This window comes from Candidatus Paceibacterota bacterium (assembly GCA_035404205.1).
Lineage (GTDB): Bacteria > Patescibacteriota > Minisyncoccia > UBA6257 > JAVHQB01 > JAVHQB01.
On record DAONGQ010000015.1, the window covers coordinates 1 to 7,980 of the forward strand.

Below are 7,980 nucleotides of genomic sequence, written 5' to 3' on the forward strand. Positions count from 1 at the left end.
TTTTTTGGCAAGATATTTTTTACGATTTCTTCAAACTCTTCTTTCTCCAAAGTTTCTTTCTTAATCAATTCCTTGGCCAAAGTATCTAGGGTAGTGACATTATCCTTCAGCAATTTAGTCGCCTGAGCATGAGCTTCATCTACCAATTTTTTGGTTTCGCTATCTATAATCTGGGCTGTAGCTTCTGAATAAGCCTTCTCGGTTGATAGGTCTCTCCCTAAAAATAGCATAGTTTCTGGTTTACCCAAAGATACTGGTCCTAATTTATCACTCATACCGTAACGAGTTACCAAATTTCTAGCTAAAGTGGTAGCCACTTCAAGGTCATTAGCAGCGCCAGTAGAAACTTCTTTAAAAATAATTTCTTCAGCCGTATAACCCCCTAATAAAGTAATTAGTTCAGCCTTAAATTCAGATTTTGTTTTAAAATGTTTATCTTCATTGGGCATTTTTAAGGTATAACCGGCAGCCTCGCCACGGCTAATAATAGAGATTTTTCTTACGGTATCAAATTGTGGATAAAAAGCCGTTACTAAAGCATGTCCAGCTTCGTGATAAGCGGTAATTTTCTTCTCTTCTTCTGTAAAAACAGCGCTTCTTCTTTCGGGACCTAAAATAACTTTTTCGATAGACTCCAGAATATCTGTTTCCGCGATAGATTTTTGATTTCTTTTGGCGGCTAAAATTGCGGCCTCGTTCATTAAATTAGCTAGTTCGGCTCCCGAAAAACCAGGTGTTCTTTCGGCCACTTGTCTGAGATTAACATCTTTGTCTAAGGTTTTGTCCTTGGAATGAATTTTTAAAATTTCCTCTCTATCATTAATGCTAGGTAAATCCAAAACTACCCTTCTATCGAATCTTCCCGGACGCAAAAGAGCCTGGTCTAGAACATCTGGTCTATTAGTAGCCGCAATCACGATGACATTAGTTGACCTGTCAAAGCCATCCATTTCTACTAATATTTGGTTAAGAGTTTGTTCTCTTTCATCATGTCCGCCGCCTAGTCCAGAGCCCCTTTCTCTCCCCACAGCATCAATTTCATCTATGAAGATAATAGAAGGAGACATTTTTTTGGCCAAGGCGAAGAGGTCCCTGACGCGAGAGGCGCCTACGCCGACAAACATCTCTACGAATTCAGAGGCGGATACGTGGAAAAAGGGTACTTGGGCTTCGCCTGCCACTGCTCGAGCTAACAAAGTTTTGCCAGAGCCGGGCGCGCCAACCATTAATACCCCTCGCGGAATTTTGGCGCCTAAATCTTGAAATTTTTTAGGGTTTTTTAAGAATTCAACTACCTCAGCTAATTCTTCTTTGGCTTCCTTTACTCCCGCGACATCTTTAAAAGTAATGCTGTCTTTATCGGGAGTAAAAAACTTTATGTTAGCTTTACCGAAAGAAAAGGCCTGAATAGCCCCTTTTTCTGTTTGCTTCGTTAAGCTTCTAAACAAGAAAAACATTAGCCCCAAGGGTAAAATAATTTGCAGTAAAGTGGAGACTATTTCCCAGAAGTTGGAATTATTAACATTAATATCGACTGATTGCAGAGCTTGTTCAGTAACACCAAAATTTTTGAGAGTTTCTACGACAGAGACGTTCGGTTCCTTAGAAACGAAAAATACAGTTTTCTTGTCTGCAGCTGTGGCGATAATATCGGTGGCGGTAGTATCAATTTTAGCGATCTCATTGTTATTAATTTTTTGGGCTAGCTGAGAAATAGTGAGAATATTCTTTTTACTTTTAGCGGTAAAGCTGTTGATTACAAAAATAACAACCAAAATAAGGAAAAGAATCTGGCTGCTTTGTTTGAGAAAATTAGCCCACTTTTGACTGTTTTTAATTTTGGGCACATCAATTTTGTCCATGCTGTATATGTTTTATTTAGCTTAAACTACGATTACTATAGTAGAAAAACTTTAAAATAGCAACCACATTAAAACCCCCGCAGAGCAGGGGTTTTAGAGGCTTATTAGCGATTGGCCAGATTACTTACAATGGCGTTTAGATTACCCTTAGCGGTGGTAATGATAAGGTAATTATTATAGATAATATAATTTAACTCCGTGTTAGCAGTTTTATACGTAATGTAACGAGCTGTGCCTCCAATAGGCAATACCCTATCTTTGAAAGCAATAGTAGAGGGTTTCACTACTGGTTTGATAAACATATTAGCTGCGCCGTCTAGCATACCTTTCTTTTCCCAGTTTGCCATTAATGTTTTCATGGTATCGGGCGAATTAGTTTCTATTACTACGCCTAAACTGGGTTGGATATCACCATAGAAAACATAGACTGCATATTTATCGGTAATGATATCAGTGAATCCTGCCGGCAGGCTTTTAAAGAGGACCGCGAGTATTTCTTTGGCGCCCAGAAACTGCCCTTTATAATCTATACGAATAGGTTTTAAGGTATTCACGGGAGTGGCTTTATTTACTTCAGTCTTAATTAAAGAAAGAACTGTAGCTGCCAGACTCTTATTAGTAAAGTCTAAGGGTAGGGGAGAAACAGCGATGGGCACATCAGCTGTACTAGGGATTTCAATGAAAGGAGTAGGTGGCAAGGTGACGACAGTGGTGGTGGTTACTTGAGCGCAAGTGCAATCGCCGGCGTTAGAACAGCTAGCGCCAGTACCGGTTACGGTACAGATAGGTTGATTTTCTAAATCACAACCGCACTTGAAATTGCTTACAGATACTACTGGGGTTTTAGGCTGAACAAACTTTGGCCAAATAAATTTATAGGCCGCAAAACCTCCTCCTCCCAATATGATAAGTCCCAAGACCACCAGCAGCCAAACGGGTAATTTCTTTTTCTTTGGCGGAGTGGGAATATTTTCAGCCGGTATGCCATCTACTTGATTATTAAAAGTCGGGGTTATAGGCGGGGGCACCGCAGTTTGATTGGCAAAAGGATTGTTGGGTGGCTCATCAACAGTAGAATTATTTACTGTAGGCGGGACCATATTAGGAACTGATGATACTGTTTGATTAAAGCTAGCGTTAGGGGATTCAAACGAGGGAAGCGACCCGCCATTATTTTTTAAAGTTTCCATATCGCTATTCATGGTGCGAATAAAAATATTATTCGGGGGTGGGGCAAACTGATTATTTTGATCATTGTCCGTCGTTGGCGACGAATTAGAATTAAACTGCGCGCCAAAAGTATTATTATCCATATTGAGACAAAAACAAATTAATTGTTTCTAGTTTTACTTGCTATCATAACATTATAAGTTGATAAATATTAAAAGTCAAAATAAAAAACAGCCCATAATAATAACGAGCTGTTTTTAGAATTAATTTAGTAATTTCTTCTCGGTGGACGCCTATCAGTCCTGCCGAAATCTCTACGCGGTCGCGCAGAATAAGAAGAGGGCGCGGTTCCATTGTTAGCCGGTTCTGGCATAGTATTGAATTCCTTCATAGAAAGGGAGAGCTTGCCATTTTCTACTTTCTTAATTCTTACCTTAATAACATCTCCTAGATTAACAACATCAGTGACATTATTGACGTGCCAAGGAGCCATCTCGGAAATATGCAGGAGCCCGTCATGATTGGAATCTAAGTCAACAATCGCTCCGAAATCTTTTATTTGGCTAACCTTGCCCTCAACGACATCACCTTCATTATAGGTTTTGGTGGAATTGGTAATCATAAGAATAGCTTTATCGGCGCCGGCCTTATCTAGAGCGGTAATATAAATTGTGCCATCTTCCTCTATGTCAATGGTGGTTTCAGTTTCTTTAATTATTTGGTTAATGTTTTTGCCGCCGGGCCCAATTAATCCGCCAATCAATTCAGGGTTGATGTGCAGGGTATAAATTCTCGGAGCCAGAGGAGATAATTCTTTTCGCGGCTCAGTAATGACTTGGTGCATCTTGTCTAATACTTCTAATCTAGCCCTGCAAGAATTAGCAAAGGCTTCTTTGAGTATGGCGACGCTTACACCATCAACTTTGACATCCATCTGTATGGCGTTAACACCGTTGCGTGTGCCAGAAACCTTAAAGTCCATATCGCCGTGATGATCTTCTGGCCCCTGAATATCTGTTAACAGTTTATATTTTCCAGTGGCGTCTGACATCATTCCGCAAGCAACACCGCCAACTAATTCTTTTATAGGCACACCGGCAGCCATTAGGGCCAAGCTGGTAGCGCAGGTAGAGGCCATAGAGGTGGAGCCATTGGAAGATAAAACTTCCGAGACAGCCCGAATCGTATAAGGAAAAGTTTCAGTAGCCGGTATCATGGGGAGAACACCCTTTTCTGCCAAAGCGCCATGGCCGATTTCTCTTCTTCCCGGCCCCCTCATAGGACCAGTTTCGCCAGAGCAATAGGGTGGAAAATTATAATGATGGATAAACTTTTTTGTTCCAGTAATTTCCATGCCCTGGATAGTTAACTCGTCGCCAGGCGCGCCCAAAGTAATCACTGATAAAACATGGGTCTCGCCACGCATGAACAAGGCTGAACCATGAGCGCGGGGGAGAATATCTAAAGCAATTTCTATGGGCCTGATCTCTGTTAATTTTCTGCCATCGGGACGTTTTTCTTCTTCGATAGCTTTTTTGTGAACTAAATTATTGATTTCTTCTTCTATGTATATGCCTACTAATTTTAAATCATCACTACTCCACTTTTCTTCTTCTATAAGATAAGTATAAAGATTGTCTTCTATAGTTTTTAGCTGCTCGTGATTTAAACGCTTATTTCCATCGTAATTAAAAATAGCTGGCTCAAGTTTGCCATTCAGAAAGTTTTTGATGATAGCAATTTTTTCTAGGGATAGTTCAGCCAAAGGAATAACCATTTTGGGCTTAGCTTCTTTAGCTATAATAGTTTCTTGGAAATCAATTAATTTGTTGATTTCTGTTTGCGCTATCTCCATTGCGCGGCCAATTATTTCTTCGCTGCATTCTCTTGCTCCGCCCTCAAGCATGTTAATTTTGTTGCGATTTCCAGAGACTACCATATCCAGAACTAATCCTTCTCTTTGGGAAAAGGTGGGATTAACGATAAATTCGCCGGTGGCAGTATAACCAATGCGCACAGCAGCCACTGGCCCTCCCCAAGGAATATTTGATAAAGAAAGAGCGGTTGAGGCGCCTAATATTCCTAAAATATCTGGGTCATTATCTTCGTCAAGTGATAAACAAGTGACAATAACTTGTATTTCGCGGCGCAGATGATTATTAAATAGAGGTCGTAATGTGCGGTCAATTAAACGACCGACTAAAATAGCATTTTCAGAAGCGCGTCCCTCCCTCCTTACAAAACGGGAACCATAAATTTTCCCAGCAGCATAAAATTTTTCCTCATAGTCTACGCTTAAAGGGAAATAATCTATGTCAAATCTATCGTTTTGCCCAGCAGTGGCAGTGACAAGCACTGTAGTGTCTCCCATTTTAGCCAAGACCGACCCATTAGCCTGTTGAGCTAGATTGTTTATTTCTATACTAACGGATTTATCTCCGGAGACTGTCGTATAATTTCTTTTTTCCATAAACTTTTATTCAATTTTGTTTTTATTATTGCCTACAACGCGACCCCCTTCTAAAGGAAATCATTATTATCCTAAGAACATAAGGTTTAACAGAAGAAGTTATTTCGTTTTGTCTCTTTTGAGCCTGAAGGATGGGCGCATTTTGTTGGAAAACATTAAAAATTTTCCAGGAGCTTTATCTAAATCAATGAATTCATCTGCCAACTCTCTAAACTTGGAAGAAGTAGTTCTGCCAAAATTAGCTACCACTATATTTCTTCCCTGTTGTCTCAGGTACTCTATTAAGGGAATAAAGTCGCCATCGCCAGTTGCCAGCACGATGACGTCCATCAGAGAGCTATAGCGAATAGCGTCTACGGCTAAGCCTACGTCCCAATCAGCTTTTTTAGTGCCGTCTGGATAAACTTGCAAATCTTTCATGCGCATTTCTATACCCGCATTAGTTAGGGCATCAAAAAACAGACTTTCACCAGGCTCATCGGATTTGACTACATAAGCAATGGCCCTGACTAATTGTCTGTCTCTGACAATTTCTTTTAAAAGATTAGCAAAGTTAATACGAGCTTTATAAAGATTTTTAGCGGAATGATACAAATTTTGAGCATCAATCAAGACTAAAACTCTTTGATATTTGTTTGATATTAACATTAACTTTTTTTAAAGTAACAAGCAGAGAGAACATGAGCAAGGAACCAACTAAGCGTTCAATCCCAATTTCTTTACCAAGGAAGCGTATTTCTTGGCATCTGTTTTCTTGAGATAATTCATTAGCCTCTTTCTTTTGGAAACCATGCCTAAAAGACCTCTGCGAGAGTGTACATCCTGAGTATGAGTTTTTAGATGTTTGGTTAATTCGTCGATAGACTCAGTCAGGAGCGCTATTTGAACATTAGTGGAACCAGTATCTGTTTTATGAATTTTGAATTCATCAATAACTTTAGCTTTCTTTTGGGGTTTAAGCATATCTCTTTTTCTTTACTTTATAGACTTAATTTTAACGTCATTAGAGTAACATATTTTCCTCCTTTTAGCAACAATGGTGTATTCTATATTGATTTAATGTCGCAAAATGTATAAACTGAATGTGTCTTATGAAAGGAATTTTAAAGGATATGTCTTTAAAAATACCATTGTTAATTTATGGCTGCTCTCTCTTCTTACATTAATGATTATCTCGATTACTTAGAGATAGAAAAAAACAGAAGCCGTAAAACTCGCGAGAATTACGAGCGTTACTTGCGGCGATTCACTGATTGGCTCGCAGCCGCTGTCCATAAAAAAAGCGGTGATTTAGTCGTTCAGGATATTACGTTTGATTTGGTGAGACAGTATCGGTTGTGGTTGAATAGGGTTGTTTTGGAGGGAACCGAAGAGAATCTCAAAAAAAATACTCAGACCTACTATATAATAGCCTTAAGAAATCTGCTCAAATATTTAGCCAAAAGAGACGTACCTACAGTGGCTGCCGATAAGGTAGAACTCCCTAGAATGCCTATGAGGGAAATTAATCTTATTAGTTCCGAGGAACTAGAGCGTCTGTTAGACCAACCTAGAACCGATACCCTTAAAGGTCTCCGTGATAAAGCTATTTTGGAAACTTTATTCTCTACGGGTTTACGTGTTTCCGAATTGGCTAGCCTCAAAAAAGATTCCATTAACCTTAAAACTGGCGAATTTTCTGTGAAAGGCAAGGGCTCTAAAATTAGAGTGGTTTTTCTGTCAAACCGAGCCAAAATAGCTTTGGCTAATTATATAGCCAAGCGCCAAGATTTGGAGGAATATCTTTTTGTCTCTACTGGCTTTAACCAGAGCAAGACAAACGTGAAAGCTTTGACCACTCGCTCTATAGAAAGGCTGGTCAAGTATTATGCCGCGAGCGCTGGTATTACTAAGGATGTAGTGCCCCATACCCTACGTCATGCTTTTGCCACCGACCTGCTTCAGAATGGCGCTGATTTACGTTCCGTTCAAATGATGCTGGGGCACTCTTCCATTACTACTACCCAAATCTATACCCACTTGACCGATAAAGAACTGAAAGAGACTTATAGAGCTTTCCACGGGCGCAAAATGAAGGATAAATAGTTTATAAGGTTTATAGTGTTTATAAAGTCTGCACAGTAGGGTACGAAAACAATTTCGACTTAAAAGATTATTGATTTTTGGTTTTAAATGTTATAAATTAAACGAGTATTGTTTCCCGCCCATAGCTCTCCGCCAACTGGCGGAGGTAGATCCATTTTCGCAAAGTGATTGCTAACGAACTCTTAAGTAGCTCAATTGATAGTTCTAATTCAAAAGTTAATATTATTTCCCGCCCATAGCTCAATGGTAGAGCAGCTGCCTCTTAAGCAGTTGGTTGAGGGTTCGAATCCCCCTGGGCGGACATAATAAAAAAAGAACCCTATGGTTCTTTTTTTTGAATTCGGTATTTTTATTTTGGATACTGTTCAGAATTTAGAATACATGTGTGTGGCG

Annotated in this window: 6 protein-coding genes and 1 tRNA gene; 2 read left to right on the forward strand and 5 right to left on the reverse strand. The window is 39.5% G+C overall.

The genetic code is table 11. From position 1 onward, the window contains the following. The 5 genes from ftsH to rpsO form a co-directional block, all read right to left on the reverse strand. The coding region (gene ftsH, locus PK547_02475) for an ATP-dependent zinc metalloprotease FtsH (GenBank protein ID HPR91575.1) at positions 1-1,862 on the reverse strand (1,862 nt) is incomplete at its 3' end. Between the two features lie 104 nt (positions 1,863-1,966). Continuing rightward, entirely contained in the window at positions 1,967-3,175 is a 1,209-nt protein-coding gene (locus PK547_02480; GenBank protein HPR91576.1) for a hypothetical protein, read from the reverse strand. A 125-nt stretch (positions 3,176-3,300) separates the two neighbouring features. After that, complete coding sequence (locus tag PK547_02485; GenBank protein HPR91577.1) at positions 3,301-5,502, reverse strand: polyribonucleotide nucleotidyltransferase; 2,202 nt, start codon at positions 5,500-5,502, stop codon at positions 3,301-3,303. Positions 5,503-5,601: 99 nt separating this feature from the next. Further along, on the reverse strand, positions 5,602-6,150 hold the full coding sequence (locus PK547_02490; GenBank protein HPR91578.1) for an NYN domain-containing protein: 549 nt from the start codon (positions 6,148-6,150) through the stop codon (positions 5,602-5,604). A 48-nt stretch (positions 6,151-6,198) separates the two neighbouring features. Next, on the reverse strand, positions 6,199-6,465 hold the full coding sequence (gene rpsO / locus PK547_02495) for a 30S ribosomal protein S15 (protein ID HPR91579.1): 267 nt from the start codon (positions 6,463-6,465) through the stop codon (positions 6,199-6,201). 177 nt (positions 6,466-6,642) lie between these two features. On the opposite strand from rpsO, the gene PK547_02500 reads away from it, so the two are divergent. Together PK547_02500 and PK547_02505 are read left to right on the forward strand one after the other, a co-directional pair. After that, positions 6,643-7,587 (forward strand): tyrosine-type recombinase/integrase, encoded by a 945-nt coding sequence (locus PK547_02500; protein ID HPR91580.1) that lies wholly within the window; start codon positions 6,643-6,645, stop codon positions 7,585-7,587. 229 nt (positions 7,588-7,816) lie between these two features. After that, a tRNA-Lys gene (locus PK547_02505) sits at positions 7,817-7,888 on the forward strand. Positions 7,889-7,980: the final 92 nt, after the last annotated feature.